We start from the raw sequence: 22,206 nt of genomic DNA on the forward strand, positions 1-22,206 counted from the left end.
CGCCGGGTAACCGGCGGGGGTGTTTTTCTTCTGTCCTGTTCGCATGTCTTGCCGGGTTATCGACCCTGTGGCAAAGGACACTGGCCAGGTTCGCACGGATATCACCTTCAACGACCTGGTCTGCACTGCCTCGGCAATCTCGCTTACGGTTGAGCAGGACGAAATCGCCCGTTGGGTGCAGACAATACACTGACGGACGAAAGGTCGCTATAGCGCCTCTGAGGTGCCGATCACCGTATTCTGCCGGAGCGTCTGCTTTTCGGGCGTGAACCGAACGCCATCCATAAAGCTCTTCGTTTCACGGAATAGGTCACGCGCTTCCGGTGTGAATACGGCACTCATGAAGTCGTGGACCGCTCACGGATACTCGTCGCAAGGAAACCGGCTCGTATCCGGTATGGGGCAGAAAGGGAACCGGCGAGATTTGTGTGCAAAGTCATTGAAGCGGACATTCGCATAAAGCAGGTGCACTGTGGCATTCGGCCCACTGCTGCCATTCGTCCGGTTCCACTTCGCTGCGATGCGGCCAGTCAAAGGAGACATTCGTTGCATCTGCAAAGACGGCCGGCAACCAGACCCCGGCAATGCGGACAATGTTGACACGCGTGGGAGGACCGGCTTTAAACTTCTGGAACGTATCTGACGCGCGCACAATTCACCGGTATTCTATGAGCGGATGGAGGTCACATGCTTTGGAAGGGCATTGCCAACTTGCTTTCTGCTTCCTTTCCGGTTGCCTCAGCTTCCGACGGTAAATTCAAACGTGATGCCGATAAAGATCCTGCGATCTGTTCAAGTGTGAACGCATCGCGCTTTCGGCATCTTCAGCAACACCACTTTCGATGCACTCGACGATCTTCGAATGCTCGGCAAGTGTGACCTTTTCTCGTCCCGACCAGATCAGCAGGTCCGTATGATAATTGAACAGCCAGTTGAGCATGGCGTCACTCACCGCTGCAAAAATTGGATTGCCCGAGATGGATGCAATCTTGCTGTGAAACGCGATATCGGTCTTGATGAAATCGGACGGATTGCCGAGCAGATCGTTTTGATCGATGACAAGCTGCTTGAGCTCGGAAAGGTCTTCTGGCGAGGCCTTTTCGGTCGCGATCCGGACCATGCCGACCTCGAACAGTCTGCGCGCCTCCTTGAGGTGTTCAAGATTGTCCGAAGAAGCGGACAACAGCATGCGCGCCACCATGTCCATCTGCCGGAACGCGAGATCCGCTGAGAGCTCGCTGACCCGGGAGCGCTCTCCTTGCGAAATCGAAATGAGCCCCTGGGTATGCATCGTTTGCATGGCCTCGCGCACGGCAGGCCTGCCGACGCCGAAACGTTGCATCAATTCACGCTCGGACGGCATGGGATCGCCGGGAGCAAGCTCTCCCCGCACGATCATTTCACGCAATCGATCGAAAACTTGATCGGAGAGTTTTCGCCGGACAATCTTGTCGTCACCGGCTCCCGTGCCGTTCCAGTTTTCCATGACCCGCCAATCTGATCCTTTCATCGTTGGGTTTTCTGCATATTGCGGCAACTCAACGTCACAAATGATTGCAGATTCATCACCCTTCGGAGTACTTATAGCCGGAGAACTTCGAATGGACCAAGCGTCGTCGGATCGTCACAGGCAATTTCCAACTCCTGGTCTGTCAGGTTAGAGGCAATCTTCAGAACCTCACCATCTTTCTCCACACAAAGAGAAGCTATTTTATCCGCTCCTACACAGTCGCATTTTATAACCTTTGCATCGCTCAGTGCAGCGAGGGTCGAGACCACCTCACCGACAGGCCAAAGAGATCCGTTTGCTTCGTCAACGATTCCTCTTGGGCCAGTGAAACTGGCCGGAACCCATTGGTAAATGTCAGCCTGTGCAATCGCGGAAGCATAGCCCATGGTCCAGGCTGCGGCGAAAAGGCCACGTTGGCGCGGATCGTCATGGGTCATGCAAAGTCGATTTTTGCCGGGATTGGCAAAAGTCCGGGAACCGTAAGGATTTTGGCGCATGCCGATGCTCGACGGTCCAAGCCTGTATTCCTTGTCCTTGCCGATGAGTGCCCGGGCAGAGCGCGTGATGTGCGGCAAGGTTTCAAGTGTTTCGATGACACTGTCGTCATCGGCCGCGTGAACGATCGGATTGGTTGAATGGGTGACAAAATCCAGCAATGACACTGGAGGCCGTTTGCGGTTCAACTCAGTGAAATAGCTGAACATTCCGCCGCCGAGCTTTGTCGTGGGAAAAGCTTGTCTTGCAGCTGCATAGATTATCGACAATGGAGGGCACTCGGGCCATTCACTTCCCGGTGGTGTCGACCGACGATCTACAGAAGGACAAACCGCGATTGAGTTCAACTCAAGCCCGCTTCGTTTTACCATGCTGGCCAGGTTCTGAAATTCTGCCTCAAGGTCTCCATCACAGGCGACTACATATTCGAGATCGTAGGACGCCTGGAAAAGGTCTTGCAAGGACCGGAAATTCTCAAGTTCCTTCAATCCGTGCGATAGTGTTGGATCCAAATGACACAAGAGTGCGGCAGGGTTTACCTCTTCCAGAAGCCCGACGTGTTCGATGGCGGATCTGGTGTCTTCAGGGCTGATCAACAGTCCAATTTGCGGCAGATGGCTCTTTGTTGCTTCGCCTGCAACAATCTCAACAGCTCCGGTTGCATTGCCATGCCGTGCCGGGAAGACCGATGCACCTTCGATTTCACTCATCTCAATTTCGAGTGTTACCGACTGATTGACCTCTTGTCCCGCGTCCATGACATACGGCCAGGGTAGCGCCAACGGTCTCACATAGGTCTTGTAGGAGGCGTCGGACCAGTTGCGCTGGTCCTCCATTTCGAACTCGTCGCCGTCCATCCGGCATCGGGCCTTCAAGTGCGGCGCAGGTGCGTGGGTCAGCGACCGGATTGACTTGAAGGGTTGCCAGGGGTCTATGAGGTCGGGAAACCTGGTTCGATCGACCGCGCCGTTGCAATGCTCGACCTCGAGGGGTTCGCCGGCCACTCCATTGATCGGATGCAAAACGGTGAAACCGCAGCGGTTGGTTTCGAAGACGCCGTCGGCGACAGCCGAGGAGGCAAATCTCAAAGACCCGGTTTCCGTTCCGGTGATTTGTGCCTTGACGCTGAGATCCGCCCCCTGGTTCCGGTAACTGGAAACGTAGGATATCTCAAACTTCCCGGGCTCTTCCAGGATAACGAGATCGGAAATGGTCGCGGCAAGCGTGCCCCAGTCCCTGTCGCGTACAACGTAGGATATGGCCCGCAAAACTTCATGGCCTTCGAAACGGATGTACCGCAGATTTCCGTTTTCCAGCCGCACTTCCAGCGGCCCTGCGCGCAATATCCGGAATGGCTCCGGGACCGTTTCCGTTCCGTACAGGCGAATGCGTCTCTCTTCGCTCATGTCAGGCGGTGTCCAGCTTGATTGTCCGGCTGTTCTCGGCAGCGGAAAGATACGCAGCCTCGACCAGTTCCAACGTATTGAGGTTGTCCAGTCCCGATGTCTCAGGCGCGCTGGAAGCATTCAGGCAATCGATGAAATGGCGCTGGATGTTGTAGACGCTTTCCTGAATGTTGTGCCAGGGGCGCTCCGCCCAAGAAAGCAGCGGGGGCGATACGTCCAGTTCCCGGGTGCCGGACGCGTTGTGCAGCACCAGCCTGTAACCGGGCATCAGCCTCAGCGTTCCCTCGCTGCCATCCACCTCGAGAAGGCTTTCGGGAAAGCTCTCCCGGGGGAGCCGTGATGCATAGCTGCAGTCGACAACACTGGTGACGCCGCTTTCGTGTACTAGCATCATGGTCGCGACATCTTCCGCCCGAATGGCCGGATTGACGCGTTTTGTGCTTGCGGAGATCGTGCGCGCGTCGCCGAACAGGAAGCGTACAATGTCCAGGATGTGGATTCCCAGATCCTGAATGATGAAACGGTCATCCGTCGCAAGATACGGCTGGCCGGAATAGACATCATAGGCCGAACGGAAACTGACCCGTCCCCAGAACGGCGTTCCGATGCTTCCCTTGTCGAGTTCGGCCTTTGCAGCCCGGATTGCCGACTGCCAGCGAAAGTTCTCGTGCACCATTAAGGTCACGCCGGCGGAGGCCGCCGCATCGATCATTGCCTTGCCATCTTCCATCGCGTCAGCAAAGGGCTTCTGGCAGATGATGTGCACTCTCGATCCGGCCGCGAGTTCGACCAATGGCCGGTGGGTCTGAACCGTCGTGGCAATATCGACAAAGTCGAGCTCTTCCGATTTCAATAGATCGGCCGCATCGGTATAGGTCCGCTCGACGCCAAAGCGGTCCGCCGTCTCCTTCAGGCGGTTCTCGTCGCGGTCGCACAACGCGGTGATGGCTGCTCCCTCGACATCGGCCCATGCGTGCATGTGGTTCCGGGCAAAAAAACCGCAGCCGATCAGTGCGCCTTTCTTCATGAAATCCTCCTCATGCTGCGGCGGCCTGCTGCTGCAGTGCTACGCGGGCCTGCAGCCTTTGCTGCGCCTGGTCGACAACAACCGCGGCGATGATCACCAGGCCCTTGATGACGGTCTGCCAGAAGGAACTGACACCCATCATCACGAGTCCGTCGGACAGCACGCCTATCACGAATGCGCCGACGATCGTTCCGCCAATCCGTCCGCGGCCGCCCGACATGGACGTGCCGCCGAGGACAGCCGCGGCAATCGCGTTGAGTTCGAAGGTCTCGCCCGTCGCCGGATGCGAGGCCACCAGCTGTGACGAGATGACAAGGCCGACGATGGCGGCGCAGAAACCCGAGAACATGTAAACGAACATCTTGACGCGGTTGACCTTCACGCCGGAGAGGGCGGCCGCCTTCTCGTTGCCGCCGACCGCATAGATATGCCGTCCCAGTGGTGTGCGCCCGGCGATATAGGCAGCGGCCAGCCCGACGGCAATCAGCAGCCAGATGGAAACCGGAATGCCGAGAAAGCTTCCCGTCCCGAGCAGGTGAAAACCCGTCGATCCGTAGGCCTCGTTGCCGACGAGGTTTGGGAAAGTCGCCCCGTCAGAGGAAAGCAGCGCCAGGCCGCGTGCCACGTAAAGCGTCCCCAGCGTCGCGATGAAGGGTGCCACATTGAGGCGCGTTATCAGCACGCCGTTTATCGCTCCGACAAGAACACCGACCGCAAGCGTGATGAGAATGATCTCAAAGATGTTGAAATAGAGCGAATACCCGATCCCCAGATCGATACCGTTGAGGATGAGAAAGCCCGCCACCATTCCGCACAGGCCGACAATCGACCCAACCGAGAGATCGATCCCCCCCGTGATAATGACGAAGGTCATGCCGATCGCCAGAAACGCGTTTAGTGCCACATGCTTGGACATGATGACGAAATTCGCGGTGCTGAGGAAATTCGGAGCCGCAAACGAAAAGAAGGCAAACACCGCGATCAAGGCGATGAAGGTCCTGAGCTTCAGCAGCAGCAGGATCATCGGTTGTCCGCCGGAGGTGCCCGAAGGCTGCAAGGTGGTGACTGATGTCATCCGTTACTACTCCCAATGACATGACCTGCCTCGGAGGCAGGAGCGTGACCGATCGCGGAAGCCGCGATTATCTGTTCTTCCCTGACGCTGGCACCATCGAACTCGCCCGTGGTGCTGCCGTTCGACATCACGATGATCCGGTCGGACAGGGACATGACTTCTTCGAGATCCGAAGTGACGAACAGGATCCCCAACCCCTCCGCCGCCAGCCGTCGCATGGTGCGGAAGACTTCGGCCTTGGCACCGATGTCGATGCCGCGGCTCGGCTCGTCCATCAAAAGGACCTTGGGCGAGGTCATCAACGCCTTGCCGATCACGACCTTCTGCTGGTTGCCACCCGAAAGCGAACTGACCGGGTTCTCCATGCTGGCGATCTTGATGGCGAGGTCCTTGACGAACCGCTTCACCGTCTCCCGTTCCGCGCCAAGGCTGAGGTGTATGCCCTTTACGAAACTACCCAGGCTCGACAGGGACATGTTCTCCCGGATCGGCAGGATCTGGATCAGGCCCTCCGACTTCCGGTCTTCGGGGATAAGCGCCAGTCCCCGCCCGATACGGCCTGCTACATCGGGTTCGTTCAGGTGCCGGCCCTCTACGTAGAAATCGCCCGTGGAATGGGGATGCTGAGCCATGATGCATTCGAACAGCTCGGAGCGCCCCGCGCCCATGAGGCCGTAGATCCCGACAATTTCGCCCGCCCGCAAGGACAGCGACACATCATCGACAACGCGCTTTCCCGTCCGGCCCATCAGGCTGATGTTCTCGCAGCGGAACACCTCGTCGCCGAAGTCGTGTTCGACCGTCTTGGCGAAGTCCTTCGAGGCCGCACCAATCATGTTCTGCACGATCCAGGGCACGTCGACGCCGTCCATGCTTCTGGCACCGGTCCGCGCACCGTCCCTCAGCACCGTGATGTAGTCGCCGATCCGGATCAGCTCCTCCAGACGGTGCGAAATGTAAACGATGCCGACACCACGCTTCTTCAGGTCCGCGATGACCCGGAAGAGGATTTCGACTTCCGCCGCGCTCAGGGCGGAGGTCGGCTCGTCCATAATCAGGATCCGCGCATCCTGGGCAAGCGCCTTGGCGATCTCGACGATCTGCTGCTCGCCGATGCGCAGGTCGGACACCATCGCATCCGGTGATATGTCGTGCTCGAGGCGCTGCATGAGCGCCGCGGCTTCCGCCCTCTGGTCTCTTGCGGCGATATCGATTCCGGCGCGGGTCTTTTCCCGTGCGATGAAGATATTGTCGGCAACCGTCATGTTTGGAAACAGGTTGAGTTCCTGGAAGACGATGCCGATCCCGTGTGCCGCTGCCGTGCGCGTGTCGGGGAAGGTGACCTTTTCCCCCTGCATCAGGATTTCTCCCGAGGTCAGCTGCTCAACGCCGGCAATCACTTTCATCAAGGTGGATTTGCCGGCGCCGTTTTCACCGACGAGCACATTCACCGCGCCAAGCCGGACATCGAAGTCCACGTCCTTCAGCGCGTGTGTGCCTGGATAGACCTTGTTTGCGGCACGCACAGACAAGCCGATTTGGTGCTTTGCTTCTGTCATGATCCACCAAACTTCGTCGTCACCGGCGTGATCAGGTATGGCGGACCATCACCGCGCACCGTGAAGGCACCGAGCACATCAACAGTCTTGCCCACGAGATCGTCGCGGGGCAGATCTTTCAGAGCGCTTTCGTAGGCCTGTGTATTCAGGGAGCGGGAGAGCTGAGCGAACTCTATCTGATCCGTGAATGAAGAAAAATCGACAAAGGGAAGGATATCCCGAAGCGCCGTTCCACGGATCACCGGACCAAGCTGCAGGATGACGTCCGCCTTGCCATCTGCGGTAACGTCCACATACGCGGTTGCGGCACGTGTATCGGTTTTGGCCGCCAGGATTGTACCCTGTACCCGCGCGGCGAAGTTCCAGGGACTTCCCTCGCTGGACGGACGATAGCCGTACGCTTCACCGGCCGAACCTAAATCCGCTGCAATCGCGTCGCCGAGAACGGCCATGTCGGTCGCCGTTTGCTGAAGGTGTGGCAGAACCTGTTTGGCCCAGATGTCCGTAACCAGGGCATCCATGTCGCCGCCCGGACCGCTCGAAACGACTTGCTGGGCCTGACCGCCACTGTCATTCGTGGCAACATGCTTTTCGAGTTTGCAACCGCCCAGGCTGGCGACAGCCGCAAGGACTAACAACAGGGAAGGAACTGCGCCGCGATCCACTGTGCAACCTCCATGAACAGAATCCTTCCGGCAAAGTCCGGCAGGATTTTCAGGTTTTTCGTGGGAAAGATCACACCGCGGCGGAACAACCACTGCGGTGTGATATCGGGCCTAGTTCAGCGCGAACGTTTCGAGGTCACCGGCATTCGAGCTGTTGATCAGGACACAATCCATCAATTGCTTTTCGTCCTGACCGGTCGAACCCGTCCTCAGGTACTGGTCGGCCTGCTCCACCGCGATCTGAGCCTGGCGGTAGGCGGGTTGCAGCACGGTAGCCTTGATGCCGCCTTCCAGGATGGAGTCGCGTACATCGTTGCTGCCGTCAAACCCGACAACGATCACGTCCGTCCGTCCGGCAGCCTTGAGTGCCGCCCAGGCCCCCATGGCCATAGTGTCATTGCCTGAAATGACGCCCTTTATCTCGGGGTTGGCCTGGAGGATGGTCTCCATCTTTTCGTAGGCTTCCGTCTGGCTCCAGTTCGCCGACTGCTGGGCGACCATCTCCAGATCCGGGTACTGGTCAATTACATCGTGATAGCCCGCCGAACGAATACCGGCGTTGGTGTCCGCTTCGCGGCCAAGAAGCTCGGCATATTTGCCTTCCTCGCCCATCAGCCTGACAAACTCTTCCGCACCCAGCTGCGCTCCCTGGTAGTTGTTAGAGACGATTTGGGAAACGGCAATGCCTGTTTCCTTGATCTCGCGGTCAATGAGGAAGGACGGGATGCCGGCTTCCTTGGCCCGGCGCACGGGAGCGACGGTCGCGTCCGCACCCGCATTGTCGAGGATGATCGCCTTCGCACCACGGGCAATTGCCGTATCGAAGAGCTGGTTCTGCTTGTTCGGGTCGTCATCGTGGACGAGAACGAGTGTCTCATAGCCGAGTTCTTCGGCACGTTTCTGCGCGCCTTCAGCTTCCGCCTTGAAAAACGGGTTGTCATGTGACGGCGTGATGATTGCGATGAGGTCGGCTGCGGACGCGTAAGCGGGTGCAAGCAGAGTGGCTGCAACAGCAGCGCTGGCAAGCAGGATTCTTCTCGTGAATTTCATGTTGTCCTCCCAACAATAGGTTCAATTTCGTGGCTGATCCCGCGGAACTCCTCCAAGCCCCCCGGCACCAGTCTGAACGCCCGCCACACTTCGTGGCGGCCGCTCAATCAGGTGATCTGCCGGATGCTTTCCTTGATTTCGTCCGGCTTGAACACGCCGATCCAGTCGTCCCGCATGAGACGTTTTTTGCCGTTGGTGATGGCCTTGTTGCAGGCGTCGGAGAAGACGCCGTCGACTTCTTCCATGACGACCGCGCCAAGAATGTTCATGTGTCCCAGAAGAAAGTCCCGGGCCGCCACGGGGTCGACGCCTTGCCGGACGACTTCGTCCATGGCTTCCTTCATCACCACGAGTAGGGTCGCGCAGACGGTTTCGGAAAGGCCCGGTTCCAGAAGCGCCATCTGTTCGACCGAGACCCGGTGCGAGCGCAGGATTGGCTGGAAAATGGTTTTTGCAATCTCCTCGCCGATTGCATAGTCCTCTTCCGGCCCCTGCATGAGGGCGTTCACGATTGCCTGTTTGGCGGCGATACCACCAAAATAGTCGCGTTTCGCAGGCAATTGCGTTTCATCATTGAAGATCGGCGGATGGCAGGGATGGGTGACGAAGTAGGTCACGTCCTTGCGCTCGGGAAAGTGCCCGGCAAAAGGGGCAGCCGCATCCAGCGCGATCAACATCGTTCCCGGTGCAAGCTTGTCGATGATACCTTGCGCTACCTTTCTGATCGCGGTGTCCGGCACAGCAAGAATAACCGCACGTGCGTCTTCTAGCGCTGCGTCGACGTCGACACATTCGGCGCCGACCTCCGCCTTCAGCCGGTCTCTGCCTGCATCGCTGACCTCCACATGGGCAACGTTGAACCGGGAGCCTTTCAGGTTCTGGGAGAGTCTCACCCCCATTTTTCCTCCCGCACCGATGAGCGCGATTTTCATGTTTCCTCCAAATTTGCTGCCAGAATAAATTCACATACAAATCATGTTGTCAACTGGTATGATAAGTTGATAATCATATACTCAATGATCGAGCTGAAGGAGGACAGAGGACAGGTATGGGGAGGCTTTATGCAACGTATGATCTTGAAACCCCGGCAACCCTGGAGCGCGCCGCCGAGGTAATCGCGGGCGAGCAATCCTCGGGAACATTCCTGAAACTGCCGGGCGAAACAGACCGGTTGAGGGAGCGGTCAGGGGCAAGGGTCGAACGGGTCACGGCGACGTCGACAAGCAATGCCCCCTCGCTGCCGTGCCGGATCAGCGCGGAAACCTATACGCGTGGCGAGGTCGTTCTCTCCTGGCCGCTTGACAACATGGGCACGTCCCTTCCCAACGTCCTGGCGACTGTTGCGGGCAACCTTTTCGAACTGGCAGACGTGTCCGCACTTCGCCTGACGGACATTTCCTTTCCCGAAGAATTCACCACGGCTTATCCGGGTCCGGCCTATGGCCGGCAGGGCACGCTGGCGCTTGCCGGTGTCAGGGACCGGCCGATGATCGGAACGATTGTGAAACCAAGCGTCGGTCTCTCACCTGTCGAAACCGCGTCTCTTGTCGAAAAACTCGTCAAAGGCGGGATCGATTTCATCAAGGACGATGAACTTCAGGCAAACGGCCCTCACTGCCCCTTCGAGGAACGCCTGCAAGAGGTGATGAAGGTCATCAACTCGCATGCGGACCGTACCGGCAAGAAGGTCATGTATGCTTTCAACGTCACCGACGAACTGGACGTGATGCGCCGAAATGCGGACCTGCTGCAACAGGCGGGTGGCACCTGCGCGATGGTCAGCCTGTTTCCGCTCGGTCTCACGGGCCTGACTGCGATCAGGCGGCATGTCGACCTGCCGCTTCATTGCCATAGAAACGGCTGGGGCGTTTATTCGAGATCTCCGGATATCGGCATCTCGTTCCGGGTCTGGCAAAAGTTCTGGCGGCTGGCGGGCGCGGACCACCTGCATGTCAACGGGATCGCCAACAAGTTCAGCGAAACCGACGCCACGGTCATCGAAAACGCCCGATCTCTCGACGATCCATTGTCGGTCGAACACGGATATCAGGCGATGCCGGTCTTCTCGTCGGGGCAGACCGCCGTCCAGATGGAGGAAACCTGCCAGGCCGTCGGGCACACCGACTTCATTTATTGCGCCGGGGGTGGGATCATGGGACATCCCGGCGGTGTCGCCGGCGGTGTCGCGAGCCTGATACAGGCCGCGGAGGCGGCCGTAAGCGGAATTTCGGCACATGTTTTCGCGAAAGACCACAAGGAACTTGCCGAGGCTCTGGACCTCTTCGGGAAAAAAGACGGCACCGGAGAGAGGAAATGACCAGCGATCTTTTCATTTCCTATTACGGTGACGATTTCACGGGATCGACGGACGTGATGGAAGCCCTGACAACGGGAGGCGTCGAAACCGTCCTGTTCACATCCATCCCCAGCGAAAAACAGCTCGACAAGTTCAAGCATTGCCGCGCTGTCGGCATGGCGGGCATCAGCCGTAGCCAGACACCCGAGTGGATGTCGGAACACCTTCCGGCAATTTTCTCCTGGCTTTGGACACTTGACGCCCGTTTCTGCCACTACAAAACCTGCTCGACCTTCGACAGTTCGCCTAAAAAGGGCTCCATCGGCCGTGCCCTGGAAATCGGTTTAGCAACGTTTAGCCAGAAACGGACAGCGATTGTCGTCGGAGCCCCTCAACTTCGGCGCTACACCTATTTCGGCAATCTGTTCGCAGCTTACCGAAACGAGGTTTACAGGATAGACAGGCATCCCGTGATGAGCAGGCACCCGGCAACACCAATGCACGAGGCAGACCTTGTCAAACACCTGGCGAGACAGACAGATCTGCCTTTTGATTGTGTGACCCCGCTGGACGGCTCCATCGCCGCTAATCGCGACCAGGCCCCTGACATCGGCCAGGCGCGCAACTCCAGTCTCCTGATAGATGTTTACGACAGCCTGTCCCAGGTGGCCGCAGGAGGCTATCTCGAGGAAAACAGACAGGATCTCGGACCATTTATTGCCGGCTCGTCCGGCGCCGAATATGCCCTCCTGCGTAAATGGCGCGAACTTGGCCTGCTCCCGCCGGCGGCAGTATCGCCGCCCCTTGTCGCCAAGTCCCGTATCGCGGTTGTTTCGGGAAGCTGTTCGCCGACAACCGCGCGCCAGATCGAAACCGCGGAAGACCTGGGCTTCAAGGGAATAAAGGTCGACTTCAGGGCGCTTGCAACCGGTGACGGACTGAAGCAGGAAGTCGAACGCGTATTGCAGATGGCTTCAGCGGCACTCGAGGCAGGACAGAGCCCGATCCTTTACACCGCCAGGGGCGAAGCGGTCGAAACGGTTTCGGGTCCGTTGAACCTCGACAGCGTCGGAAAGACCCTTGGACACCTTCTGGCCACCCTCAAGGACCGGCATCATCTTGAGCGTGTTGCTGTGGCCGGCGGAGACACGTCAAGCCATGCTCTGGCCGCACTAGACATTTTCGCCCTGACACTCCGCCACGCCATCCCGACTACACCAGGTTCACCGGTGTGCACTGCACATACCCGCGGAGGATCTGAATTCGAGATAGCGTTGAAAGGCGGTCAGATCGGAAATGACAGGTATTTCGTGGATCTCCGTGACGGAGCGTTCAAAGGCTGAATAACGAAACCATGTAAGCAACCAAAGAGTGGCTTTTTGCGACTTGCCGAACACGTGCCATTACCTCCATCGATAGACCAATCTCAGTATTTGCTATGTCCGCTTTCGACAGCGCAGAGCTTCCATTAAACGACTGAATTGGGGACGCTTTGCTGACCGACAGGCTACGCCAGGAACGGCCATCAGCTCCGGAGCCATCTGTGAACGGTTTAGTTGCTCTGATCGGGCTTAGCTGACATTCATCGGCCCTGGATGTGGTGTCGATTCCGGCCCAAAGCCGACGGTGGGGTGTTGCGCAGCAGACGGCATCGAGGGGCCTAACTGTGCAACGCGGCGAATGACCGCTGGCAGATTTCGGTGAAATACTTCGTTGTCAATGAGGGGCTGAATTTTGCCTCACGTAAGTGAACACACAGACTTATTTGCGATATTAGTATGTTTGTGGTGGTGCGCCGATCAGGCTGCCCCGCCGAGGATAAGCGGCAGTGCGAAAAAGTTCGGCTTTCGCAGTCGGACCAATTTAACTCAGTGGTGATCGGGAGGCGTGTAAAGATTACCATTCTGCCAAAATAGTGAGATGTTCGCTCTGAACCCAGCATGACTGTTGACCTGCTGGCTTTTGTTAGCGAGTCCTCGATGAGGGGAGAATTGGATTGCCCAATAAAAATCAGGAAGCATGATGACCACTCTACCCCTTGCATGGATTGTCAGTATTTTGACCTCAATTGCTGCATTTGCGTTGTCTCAAGACACGCGCATACCTTTCTTGGCACGATTTTTCTTTTGTGCTTTTCTGCTAACGCTGGCCGCCGCTGGCTTGCTGCTGGGGCTTCGACTTTCATTTGACACGATGTGGGCAGCGGACCTTCAGCCGTTGGTGGCGGTGATGATTGCACCGTCGGCCTATCTTGGTTTCGAGGCATTGACCCAGAACGGCGCATCTGAATGGCGAAAACCGTTGCTCGTGAACGGCGTTCCGGTTGTCTTCGCGCAGGTCGCGATAATGTTAGGCCTCCCAGTGTCCGCTGATGTGTTTGTCCTGGGTATTACAAGTGTCTATCTTTTTCGGTTGGCACGGCTATTGCCCTGTACCGCGGATGATTTCGTGCACGTTGCTCCGCACGCGCTGCATATTCTGCGCTCCGCATTATATGCTGCGATATTCTTGCTTGGTTTGATGGTTGCCTCCGACCTTTTGGTCGTTGCCGCCAGCATGTTGGCGGGAGATGCCATTGTACTGAGATTCTTGACCGGACTATCAGGCGTGTTTACGACATTTATTTTTGTTGTCGCCCTAGTTGGGGTTCCGATGTTGTTGCGGTCGACAAAAGCCAGCCTTACCAGCCCGGAGGGTCCCTCTGACAGCGACCGTACAATGCTGGCTAAACTCGATGCGTTCATGAACGATACAAACATCTATACAGACAGCAATTTGACGCTCGCACGCGTTGCGCGGAGATTGTCGGTTCCAGTCCGAGATGTCTCAACCGCGATTAACCGAATAACGGGTGAAAATTTTTCTCGTTACATCAACGGCTTTCGTGTCCGTCATGCCCAAGATGCCTTGCGCGAAACAGAACTGCCGATCACAGAGGTGATGTTTGAATCTGGGTTTGTCAGTAAATCAAGTTTCAATACTGAGTTTCGGCGGATCACTGGGCGGACACCATCGCAGTTTCGTTCAGACAGGGCAAACGATTAATATCATCCGCCCTGCCTGTCTGGCTCTACATTTCTGAACAGCTCAAGCGGCTTGTCGTCGAGCCGAAGACGTCCGCAACAATGGAGGTTCCCGGATTAAGTACGAAGCCGTGCTTTATACTTAATCCGCTTTCAATAATAATGTCCGCGTCTGGGTCATTTGATTGGCTACTAATGGTGTACATGTCACTTACGATGTCTTCACCCCGCGCCAGCGCATTTGAAACGCGTCCAGACCGAAGGATTAGACGAATGGGTTGCCCTGTGTGGGTCGAGACACTGTCGCCCCCAAAATCTCCTGCGACGAATCGTAACTGCAGGCTTTGACAATCCTGGCTATCGTCACTTCGTATTGTGGCGATGCCACGCCCCATAACGCCTCGCAGCTGCAGAAGGTTTGCAACACGAGGAGTTTGAATCTGGACAACCCCGTAAGCGCCAGCGGGGATTTTTTGCCCGGTTTCGGTTTGGACCGCGATGCTTGTTGGCCAGGTTGGCTGACGGCCTTCTTGGGCGATCGATGCGATGGGGGTGAAAAGTACAGTCGCTTGCACTATCAAGCGAATGAACGGGTTGAGGTTAGTTGACATCTGGAAGGTCCTTTTGCGCAAGTTGTTAAAGTTGCGGCATGTAGCGGCAACGTCTTGCAATTAGGCAATCGCGGTGCCTGAAAAGCCCAGATACGCGATCCAGAACGTTCGAAATCGCCTTTGCGAACTTTTTCTGGGACCGTAAGGCATCAATCTCAAATATCTTCCGAGCACGTGTTACGAAGTTGGCATAGCCATCTTGAAGGTTTCGTCTCCGCTAGCTTCGAACATTCCTTCCCCTGTCACGACAAAGCCGTATCGTTCATAGAATGGCAGGCCAATCTTGTTGTCTTTGAAGACCTCCACGGTAAGGGGCCCTTTGATCGCGACAACATGATCGACCATTTCGCGGCCCTTGCCCTTGCCTTGCTGAGAAGGATCAAGAAATAGGCCGCCAATCTCTTTGTCGATCATAGCGATGAAGCCAACTGGGCCCCCTTCATCATCCAACACCCACGTTTCGGCATTTGGGAGATACAAGCTGCGCATATCCCTGCGCACTTGGTCTCTCACTTCGGACGACAGAAATGGATGCGCAAGCTCCTCTGCGTTATCCCAGATACTGATCAAGGCCTCGGTATCTTCGGCTCTGTATTTACGGATCATTGTCTTGCTTTCTCATTTTCTGTTGAATGAAACTGATCATGTCATGAGGTGATTTTTCAGCGCTGTTGACTTCAGCCGATGTGGACGAGTTGAGCCGAGAGGGCGCGTTGCCTCCACATGTGGAATTTGCAGTCTGGGTTCTGGCCGTGGGGCACTGTTGATAGCCTGACATACTCTAAGTCAGGCTAAGCCCGAAAACGCGATCCAGAACGTTCAAGATCACAACTTCGAACACATTTGCCACGCGTTTTCTCCCATGAGCACCATTGCCTGCCTCTTGTTGAACAGAACGTGCGGGACGTTACGGGTGGGTAAGAAGTGGCAATTTGTTTGCCGGGTGCTCATGTTTTCAACGCGCAATCGTGCGGTAAGCTAATCGTATTGACGATCATTAAGCGGACATCGCGTTCTCACTGACGAAGGTCAACTTTTCCGCATATCTTCCGTTGATGCAATCTGCAGCGAAAGTCCGCTTGCCGCCCATCTCGTAAATTTGTTGCGTCTGGAACGAATGTCAGGTTTCGGGGTTCGTTCCCAAGTCGACGGACGTTCGAAAGGGATGCTAAATGGCCAGTCACTCCTGTTACGTTCTCCTTCAATCGACACGCACCAACGACATGGTTCGCCCGCATCTTTCACAAGGTTGAAGGTGACAGAACGATTACGCCAACCTGAAAACTTCGGGCTCCTGCCCGTCATTTGCGAACAGAGAGCGCAAATCAGCCACGTCCGGAACATGCGGCGGATCGTCCATGGCCGTTTCGACACCAGACGGCCTTGCCAGAACGGCACAGGCCAGCCGACTTCTGCCCGGCTTCAAGTTTCCTCTCAGTTGCGGGACGAGCGTTCTTGCGAACATGAGGTTCGTATTGGAAAACGGGCTGACGACAGCTGGAGCGCGCATGTCGTAGCCAATCACCGTGCTGAGGTCTGTGGCCGTTTCAAGCACCGCCCTGTTCGCATCCAGGGATTCTGACCATTCCCCGAATTCTGGCTTGTCCAGTGCGAAACCACCTTCGCAAACGTCCAGGGCAACTGCAGACTTGATCTCGTGTATCCGCAAGTGCCACTGGCCAGCCGGTATCAGCCAGGTTTCGACCTCCACATCGTCATAGGGACGCCACTTTGAATAGATCTTGTCGCCGGCAATCAGAACCTTTTCGCAGGTCTCGCGCATGCGGAAATGAAGACCGTCCTTCGACAGGTAAAGCCCGTTGTCACAAGCAGCGTGCGGAAAATATCTGTCATTGGCTTCGACCGAAAAACCGTAACGTGTCGAATACGCGAATTTGGCGTATTTCTCGGGCGTGCCGCGCCAGCGCGCGTAGTATTGTCCGCTGGTCAAAGCGATTGTGTGGCCCGGAAGATGCTGCAGGACCATTCCCGCTTCGCGGAGCGGAACCGGCGCCTTTTCCTCTTCCGGCTCCTCCTCTTCGGCACTCCAGAACGGGTGATCTTCCGCAAGGACCAAAGGCAGAAATGCCTTCATCGCCCAGTATGGCGAGCCGGCGGAATTATAGCCCTCGCTCATCAGGAGGTTCGGGTAGCAGTAACCGACCGAAAGGATGCCATCCCGGTCGAAGATCGGTTGTCGTGCCCACCAGCGAAGATTGCGCAGAAAATATCCCTTGATCTGCCCCCAAGGCAAAACATCGATCCCGGCAAAGGCAAGAGCCCCCCAGTAGCCTGCATGCGCAAAGCGGTATGTCAGGCTGCGGCCGAAGGGAAGCGCGGAGCCGTCGGCGGCATACCAGTGTCTGATTGACCCGGTGAATGCCCTGGCACGCGCCTTGAACCTGTCTGCACGTTCGGCATCGCCGGACAGGACGGCGTAGATCAGCCCATAGTAGTGAAATGCGAAGGGAATATAATGATCGGCACTCCGAATGGGTCCGTCACGATACCAGCCGTTTTCCATGGCAAAGGCATCAATGTCGTCCAGATATCTCTCGCGCTTGTCCGCTGAAACCTTGATGCCGCAATGGCCGAGGCCAAGATCAATGAGGATGCGGAAAAACTTCCAGTTGCTGTCGACGAATTCACGCTCCCGCCCGGCGATCAGATAATTGGCAACGTTCCTCTTTGCACGGTCATCCAGAGGGTCCCAGAAATGTTCGCGGGCCAGCCGCAGTGTGAACCCCAGCGAGGCCAGTTCGACCTGGCGCTGATCCTTGTCACCGATGTCTCCCCAGTAATCGGGGTGATCCGGATCGGTACCGTTTGCCAGTCCACGCCTGTAGAGCTCCCAATGCTCGAACGTGCCACCACCGGCAACAAGCGGCACAATTCCCCACAAGGGCCTTGCAAATCCTTCAAGGTCCGCGGCCGCCTTATCGAAATGTGCGGACGTGGCGCTCAGATGGACCCGTGCGCCCGACACGGAAAAATAGGGAAGAAGCGGAGTGAAAAGATCAACTGCAGCGCGCTGCACGTCTGCGCGGGTCCGAAGCGGATTGCCCGACAGGGGATTGGAAACCATTCATTGCTCCACAATTGCGGAACCGGCCTGAACCGGTTCCGCACTTTTCGTCAGTCGATTTCAGCAACGCCATTGTTCATTTCGGCGATGGCATCGTCGATGGAAATGTTGTTGGTCATCAGCGCATCGTGGACGCGGTTCAGAACCAGCTCATACTCAGCGGCCTTCAGATCCACGGGCATTTCCAGATAGGCAGCAGACGTCACGAGTGCCTGCGCACTTGCATCGTCCTCCGGGAACCCGTCTTTCGACGCAATGGTCTCGATCACCTTGTCGTCACGCAGTGCAGGGATCGTTCCCGTTGCAGAGACGATGGCGGCTCCCTCGGGACCGGATACCCACTCGATGAAGTCCTTCGCGGCATCCGCCTTCCTGGAATTGACGTTGATACCGAGTGACGTTACCTGACCAGCGGTCGCACCTGCCTCGACACCTTCCGGATGAGGGTATTTTACAAGGCCCCAGTTGGCTGCGCTGGATTCGCCTGACTTCACCTTGTCGATCTGCGTTGCGATGAACCAGCTCCCCATCGGCAACATTGCGATCTGAGACGAAAACCATGGACCGGAATAGTGGGTCTGGGAGGTTTTCAAGGACGCATAAGAGCGGATGATGCCGTCCTCCTGAAGGGCCAAGGCGCGCTCATACCAGGGCTTCAGGAAGCTGTAGTCCTTTGCGACAAGCGTGTTTTCACCGCTCTGGATTGCCGGAAGCTGAACGGTGGACCGCCAGGTGTGAAGGTGCGTTCCATAGACCTTGTCGGCACCAAACCCGGAGGTGACTGCACGGGCTTTTTCATCAAATTCGGCCCAGGTCATGTCGTTGGTGGGATAGTCGACACCAGCGGCGTCAAACAGGTCCTTGTTGTAGTAGACGATCCAGAAGTCGGTTCTGAACGGCAGGGCATAGATGTTGCCGTCAACTGTCAATGCCTCGATCAGTCCGCCGTAGCCGGAGGTATCGGATGGCACCGCGTCGATCTCGTTCAGGTTCATCAGACGGCCGGTATTCACCATCTGGGCATAGCCCGGCACATCCTTGATTGTGATGATATCGAGATCATCTCCGCCGCCGGTAAGCTGGGTCATGACCATCTGGTTATAGTCACTGGACCCAAGGTCCGTGGTCTCGATCTTGATACCCGGATGAGACGCTTCGTAAGCCTCGATGATCGGATCGTAGTATGCAACCTTGTCCAGATCCCAAAGGGCCCAGTTGAGGGTGACATCTTCGGCCGATGCCGACCCCGGGACGAATGCGAGAGCTGTAGTCGCCAGCGCGATCGATTTCAGAAATTTCATCGTCTTCATGATTTCCTCCATTCTTTATCTTCCTGCCGACTGTCTCGGTCTTGTGTTTATTTGGCCTCCCGTTCTCCCGAAGTGGCCGAGAGACCGATCTGCACCCCTTCACGCACGGCAAAGGTCGTTACGAGCGCGGTGAGCGAGAAAATGATCAACACCGGCAAAAGCACCGATGCGGGATAAAAAACGACGTGCGCGAGCCACAACACTGCAACGCAGGCAAGCGCAAGAATTCCAGGCAAGGGCCGTGCGAGCACTCCAAAGGCGGCGGCCAAGGCTATTTGCCGGACAGGTCTGTCGCTGGCGTAAGCAAAGGCCACGAACAGATGCACGGCAAAGATCGGGACCAGGGCCGAAACCGTGATCGCGATTGCCAGCGGTGCAGCAAACATAATTTGATGGAGTGACGCATTTGCGTATGTCTTCACGGCCAGAAAACCCAGGCCCGATGCGACCGCAAGCATGGCGCCCAGGAACATCATCGTGGTGAAACGCGACCAGAACGCTTCCCGGAAATCGCGCCACAAATAGACGTTCCGGTCTTCGATCATTGTCAGGCTGACACGCACACATGCGTAATAGGCAGCCGGCAAGGTAACGACGGGCAGGGAGAAGATCAGGAACAGGAGGTTGAGCTTGATCAGCTCCCACCATTCACGCCCAATGGTCCTGGCCAGCAACCGTAAGCCGATAGGCTGCGGTTCATCCTTCGCAATACCCGGCCCTTCGCCAAGAAAGTGGTTCAGGTACCAGTTCATGCCAGGGTCCGTTCCAGAGCGGGCTCGCTTGCCAGCGCAGCTTCCGTCTCATTGTCAAAAAGGTGTGCGGTGGAAAGGTCTGCATACAAGGTGATGGTATCTCCCGAACCCGCACCGCATCTTGGCCCCACCCGGGCTATGATCGGATGACCGCCAAGCGTTGCGTTCAAATGAACTTCCGATCCCATCGGCTCCGAGAGTTCAACCAGTACGTCCACCGGAGCCACCATGTCCGCATCGACATCTAGCGGCGGCTTTTCATGAAAGTACTCGGGGCGCAGCCCCAGTGTGCATTGCCGGTTCTCGTAGAGAGACAGCGTGGACGCGGAAAACGTGTCGGGCAAAGGCAGAAGCAGTCCGTCAAACTCTGCCTTGAAGCGGCCTTCCACCCTTCGGACCGTCACTTGCAGGAAGTTCATCTGCGGCGCGCCGATAAAACCTGCCACGAACATGTTTGCAGGGCTGTCGTAAAGCGCCTGTGGCCTGTCGACCTGCTGGATGTGGCCATCCTTCATCACGACGATCCGGTCGGCCATGGTCATGGCTTCCACCTGGTCGTGGGTCACATAAATGAACGTCGCATCAAGGCTGCGGTGAAGCTTGGTGATCTCGGCCCGCATGGTGGTGCGCAACTTTGCATCGAGATTCGACAGCGGTTCATCAAGCAGGAAAACCTCCGGAGAGCGCACCATCGCCCGGCCAAGGGCAACACGCTGGCGCTGGCCACCGGAAAGCGCTTTCGGCTTTCTGTTGAGCAGATGGCTGATATCGAGAATTTCGGCCGCCTCATTCACCTTCCGCTCGATAAGATCGCGCGGCGACCGGCGAAGTTCCAGGCCAAAGGCCATGTTCTTGAAGACCGTCATGTGCGGATAGAGCGCATAGTTCTGGAACACCATGGCGATGTCCCGATCCTTGGACGGCACGTCATTGACGATGGTGTCGCCTATGACGAGATCTCCGGCAGAGACTTCCTCCAGGCCTGCAATCATGCGCAGGGTCGTTGATTTCCCACAGCCGGACGGGCCGACAAGAATGATGAATTCCTTGTCTTCGATTTCCAGATCAATATCGTGAACCACTGTCAGCGCCCCGTAGGACTTTCGCAGTTTTCTCAGTGATATTCCGGCCATAGGTCTTGTTCCCTGGTAATCGGCATGCGCGTCACTTGCGGGCTCACCAGTAAGGTGTCCATTCGCGCGACAGGCGCGTCAGTCCTTCGAAGTAGTAGTAGTCACCCCATGCAACACACTCATCGACACCTTCGCCGCGGCAGGTGTTGAAGGGGGATTTCTTGGAATAGGTGCCGTGCAAAAGCAGGCCGTTGGATACGGCCGGATCGCGAACGGCATAACTGTGCCAGAGACTTGCGAGCATGCGTCTTGCAAGATCTCTGAGTTCGTGAGGGCGCTCGCCCTCCAGCAGATCCGCCATCTGCAGAAGACCACAGGCAACGATGGCGGCTGAGGACGAATCCCTTGGTTCATCACCGTCAATGAACGTCAGGTCCCAATAGGGCACCAGATCGTCCGGCAGGCGTTTCAGGTAATAGGCCAGCAGATTTTCGAAGGTCTCGAGATAGATTGCGCTGCGCTCGTGCAGATAACAGACGGCCATGCCGGCAATGCCCCATGCCTGCCCCCTCGCCCAGGCACTTTCGTCCCGGTAGCCCTGTTTCGTGGCGCCGCGGACGGGAGCACCGGTCTCCGGGTCCATGTAGAACGTGTGATAGGTCGAGTGGTCGGGGCGGACAGAGTTTTCGAGCGTGGTGCGTGCGTGTGCGAGCGCCTTATCGCGGTAAATCGGGTCTCCTGTTTCGTCGCTCGCCCAGTAAAGAAGCGGCAGATTCAGGAGGCAATCGATTATGAAGCGGTAGTTGCCCGGCTCGCCCATAGCCCCCCAGGCCTGAATGAACTGCCCCTTTTCCTGAAAGCGTTCAAGGAGCTGGTCAGCCGCCAGAAGCGCGGCACGCCGGCCGTCTTCATCGCCCACGAGTTTCCAGGCAGCCACGCAGGTGGGAGAATAGAGAAAGCCCATATCATGATGGTCCGTCGCAATACGGTTCTCGATCCTGTGCAGAAAACTCTGCACCTGTATCTGCGCCGCATATTGAAAGACCTTGTCGCCGGTTGCCTCGAAGGCCAGCCAGATTGACCCGGGCCAGAAACCGGCAGTCCATTGCTCATTGGGAACCGCCGGATAGAAGTTTCCGACACTGGAATGGTTCTGCGCATTATACGTGAACTGAGGCAGATTGCGCCGCACCTGCCGAACGGCAGCGGCCATCGCTTCGGCAATTTCTGCGTCGGAAATCGCATCGGTCTGCTGGCGGTTGATTGGCT

19 protein-coding genes are annotated in these 22,206 nt (G+C 56.9%); 4 read left to right on the forward strand and 15 right to left on the reverse strand.

The window, feature by feature from the left end:
• Positions 1-67 precede the first annotated feature (67 nt).
• The gene (locus ACYQ54_RS10950; RefSeq protein ID WP_460082067.1) at positions 68-193 is read left to right on the forward strand and encodes a hypothetical protein; all 126 of its coding nucleotides are present in this window, start codon (positions 68-70) and stop codon (positions 191-193) included.
• A 564-nt stretch (positions 194-757) separates the two neighbouring features.
• Here the strand turns inward: ACYQ54_RS10950 and ACYQ54_RS10955 are convergent.
• The 8 genes from ACYQ54_RS10955 to ACYQ54_RS10990 all read right to left on the reverse strand — a co-directional run bounded on the left by ACYQ54_RS10955 (position 758) and on the right by ACYQ54_RS10990 (position 9,719).
• Positions 758-1,510, reverse strand: a complete 753-nt coding sequence (locus ACYQ54_RS10955; RefSeq protein WP_460082069.1) for a transcriptional regulator NanR — start codon at positions 1,508-1,510, stop codon at positions 758-760.
• Positions 1,511-1,581: 71 nt separating this feature from the next.
• Positions 1,582-3,531, reverse strand: coding sequence for a D-apionate lactonase (gene apnL, locus ACYQ54_RS10960; RefSeq protein ID WP_460082071.1), 1,950 nt, complete (start codon positions 3,529-3,531; stop codon positions 1,582-1,584).
• A complete protein-coding gene (locus tag ACYQ54_RS10965; protein ID WP_460082072.1) occupies positions 3,413-4,438 on the reverse strand; it encodes a Gfo/Idh/MocA family protein in 1,026 nt (341 codons plus the stop codon). Before ACYQ54_RS10965 ends, apnL begins: the two co-directional genes overlap by 119 nt.
• 10 nt (positions 4,439-4,448) lie before the next feature.
• Complete coding sequence (locus ACYQ54_RS10970; RefSeq protein ID WP_460082073.1) at positions 4,449-5,513, reverse strand: ABC transporter permease; 1,065 nt, start codon at positions 5,511-5,513, stop codon at positions 4,449-4,451.
• On the reverse strand, positions 5,510-7,072 hold the full coding sequence (locus ACYQ54_RS10975; protein ID WP_460082074.1) for a sugar ABC transporter ATP-binding protein: 1,563 nt from the start codon (positions 7,070-7,072) through the stop codon (positions 5,510-5,512). The genes ACYQ54_RS10970 and ACYQ54_RS10975 overlap by 4 nt, the downstream gene beginning before the upstream one ends.
• Positions 7,069-7,737: a DUF2291 family protein gene (locus tag ACYQ54_RS10980; RefSeq protein WP_460082076.1), complete on the reverse strand. Its 669-nt coding sequence runs from the start codon at positions 7,735-7,737 to the stop codon at positions 7,069-7,071. Before ACYQ54_RS10980 ends, ACYQ54_RS10975 begins: the two co-directional genes overlap by 4 nt.
• A 111-nt stretch (positions 7,738-7,848) precedes the next feature.
• Positions 7,849-8,787, reverse strand: a complete 939-nt coding sequence (locus tag ACYQ54_RS10985; protein ID WP_460082078.1) for a substrate-binding domain-containing protein — start codon at positions 8,785-8,787, stop codon at positions 7,849-7,851.
• Positions 8,788-8,894: 107 nt separating this feature from the next.
• Entirely contained in the window at positions 8,895-9,719 is an 825-nt protein-coding gene (locus ACYQ54_RS10990) for a phosphogluconate dehydrogenase C-terminal domain-containing protein (protein ID WP_460082080.1), read from the reverse strand.
• Between the two features lie 116 nt (positions 9,720-9,835).
• Between ACYQ54_RS10990 and ACYQ54_RS10995 the strand changes: the two genes are divergently transcribed.
• The 3 genes from ACYQ54_RS10995 (at position 9,836) to ACYQ54_RS11005 (ending at position 14,128) form a co-directional block, all read left to right on the forward strand.
• Positions 9,836-11,104: a ribulose-bisphosphate carboxylase large subunit family protein gene (locus ACYQ54_RS10995; protein ID WP_460082081.1), complete on the forward strand. Its 1,269-nt coding sequence runs from the start codon at positions 9,836-9,838 to the stop codon at positions 11,102-11,104.
• Entirely contained in the window at positions 11,101-12,426 is a 1,326-nt protein-coding gene (locus tag ACYQ54_RS11000) for a four-carbon acid sugar kinase family protein (protein WP_460082084.1), read from the forward strand. Before ACYQ54_RS10995 ends, ACYQ54_RS11000 begins: the two co-directional genes overlap by 4 nt.
• Positions 12,427-13,105: 679 nt before the next feature.
• On the forward strand, positions 13,106-14,128 hold the full coding sequence (locus tag ACYQ54_RS11005; RefSeq protein ID WP_460082087.1) for a helix-turn-helix domain-containing protein: 1,023 nt from the start codon (positions 13,106-13,108) through the stop codon (positions 14,126-14,128).
• A 25-nt stretch (positions 14,129-14,153) separates the two neighbouring features.
• Here ACYQ54_RS11005 and ACYQ54_RS11010 read toward each other — a convergent pair whose 3' ends face one another.
• The 7 genes from ACYQ54_RS11010 to ACYQ54_RS11040 form a co-directional block, all read right to left on the reverse strand.
• A complete protein-coding gene (locus ACYQ54_RS11010) occupies positions 14,154-14,717 on the reverse strand; it encodes a hypothetical protein (protein ID WP_460082089.1) in 564 nt (187 codons plus the stop codon).
• A gap of 177 nt (positions 14,718-14,894) precedes the next feature.
• Complete coding sequence (locus tag ACYQ54_RS11015) at positions 14,895-15,323, reverse strand: GNAT family N-acetyltransferase (RefSeq protein WP_460082090.1); 429 nt, start codon at positions 15,321-15,323, stop codon at positions 14,895-14,897.
• A 661-nt stretch (positions 15,324-15,984) separates the two neighbouring features.
• Complete coding sequence (locus tag ACYQ54_RS11020) at positions 15,985-17,802, reverse strand: DUF2264 domain-containing protein (RefSeq protein WP_460082092.1); 1,818 nt, start codon at positions 17,800-17,802, stop codon at positions 15,985-15,987.
• Between the two features lie 50 nt (positions 17,803-17,852).
• Entirely contained in the window at positions 17,853-19,112 is a 1,260-nt protein-coding gene (locus ACYQ54_RS11025; protein ID WP_460082094.1) for an ABC transporter substrate-binding protein, read from the reverse strand.
• Positions 19,113-19,159: 47 nt separating this feature from the next.
• The gene (locus ACYQ54_RS11030; protein WP_460082096.1) at positions 19,160-19,864 is read right to left on the reverse strand and encodes a DUF624 domain-containing protein; all 705 of its coding nucleotides are present in this window, start codon (positions 19,862-19,864) and stop codon (positions 19,160-19,162) included.
• The gene (locus ACYQ54_RS11035; RefSeq protein WP_460082098.1) at positions 19,861-20,997 is read right to left on the reverse strand and encodes an ABC transporter ATP-binding protein; all 1,137 of its coding nucleotides are present in this window, start codon (positions 20,995-20,997) and stop codon (positions 19,861-19,863) included. Before ACYQ54_RS11035 ends, ACYQ54_RS11030 begins: the two co-directional genes overlap by 4 nt.
• Before the next feature lie 43 nt (positions 20,998-21,040).
• Complete coding sequence (locus ACYQ54_RS11040) at positions 21,041-22,150, reverse strand: glycoside hydrolase family 88 protein (protein WP_460084752.1); 1,110 nt, start codon at positions 22,148-22,150, stop codon at positions 21,041-21,043.
• Between the last annotated feature and the right edge of the window lie 56 nt (positions 22,151-22,206).

The sequence above is a fragment of the Roseibium sp. LAB1 genome (genome assembly GCF_054658235.1).

Bases quoted from the DNA above. Each gene is read 5' to 3' on its own strand.
- ACYQ54_RS11010 (WP_460082089.1), bottom strand. From the start codon at position 14,717: ATGTCAACTAACCTCAACCCGTTCATTCGCTTGATAGTGCAAGCGACT.
- ACYQ54_RS10955 (WP_460082069.1), bottom strand. From the start codon at position 1,510: ATGAAAGGATCAGATTGGCGGGTCATGGAAAACTGGAACGGCACGGGA.
- ACYQ54_RS11040 (WP_460084752.1), bottom strand. From the start codon at position 22,150: ATGGCCGCTGCCGTTCGGCAGGTGCGGCGCAATCTGCCTCAGTTCACG.
- ACYQ54_RS11000 (WP_460082084.1), top strand. From the start codon at position 11,101: ATGACCAGCGATCTTTTCATTTCCTATTACGGTGACGATTTCACGGGA.
- ACYQ54_RS11020 (WP_460082092.1), bottom strand. From the start codon at position 17,802: ATGGTTTCCAATCCCCTGTCGGGCAATCCGCTTCGGACCCGCGCAGAC.
- ACYQ54_RS10970 (WP_460082073.1), bottom strand. From the start codon at position 5,513: ATGACATCAGTCACCACCTTGCAGCCTTCGGGCACCTCCGGCGGACAA.
- ACYQ54_RS11005 (WP_460082087.1), top strand. From the start codon at position 13,106: ATGACCACTCTACCCCTTGCATGGATTGTCAGTATTTTGACCTCAATT.
- ACYQ54_RS11015 (WP_460082090.1), bottom strand. From the start codon at position 15,323: ATGATCCGTAAATACAGAGCCGAAGATACCGAGGCCTTGATCAGTATC.
- ACYQ54_RS11035 (WP_460082098.1), bottom strand. From the start codon at position 20,997: ATGGCCGGAATATCACTGAGAAAACTGCGAAAGTCCTACGGGGCGCTG.
- ACYQ54_RS10965 (WP_460082072.1), bottom strand. From the start codon at position 4,438: ATGAAGAAAGGCGCACTGATCGGCTGCGGTTTTTTTGCCCGGAACCAC.
- ACYQ54_RS10995 (WP_460082081.1), top strand. From the start codon at position 9,836: ATGGGGAGGCTTTATGCAACGTATGATCTTGAAACCCCGGCAACCCTG.
- ACYQ54_RS11025 (WP_460082094.1), bottom strand. From the start codon at position 19,112: ATGAAGACGATGAAATTTCTGAAATCGATCGCGCTGGCGACTACAGCT.
- ACYQ54_RS10990 (WP_460082080.1), bottom strand. From the start codon at position 9,719: ATGAAAATCGCGCTCATCGGTGCGGGAGGAAAAATGGGGGTGAGACTC.
- apnL (WP_460082071.1), bottom strand. From the start codon at position 3,531: ATGCTTCCAGCGCGCCTGAGACATCGGGACTGGACAACCTCAATACGT.
- ACYQ54_RS11030 (WP_460082096.1), bottom strand. From the start codon at position 19,864: ATGAACTGGTACCTGAACCACTTTCTTGGCGAAGGGCCGGGTATTGCG.
- ACYQ54_RS10975 (WP_460082074.1), bottom strand. From the start codon at position 7,072: ATGACAGAAGCAAAGCACCAAATCGGCTTGTCTGTGCGTGCCGCAAAC.
- ACYQ54_RS10985 (WP_460082078.1), bottom strand. From the start codon at position 8,787: ATGAAATTCACGAGAAGAATCCTGCTTGCCAGCGCTGCTGTTGCAGCC.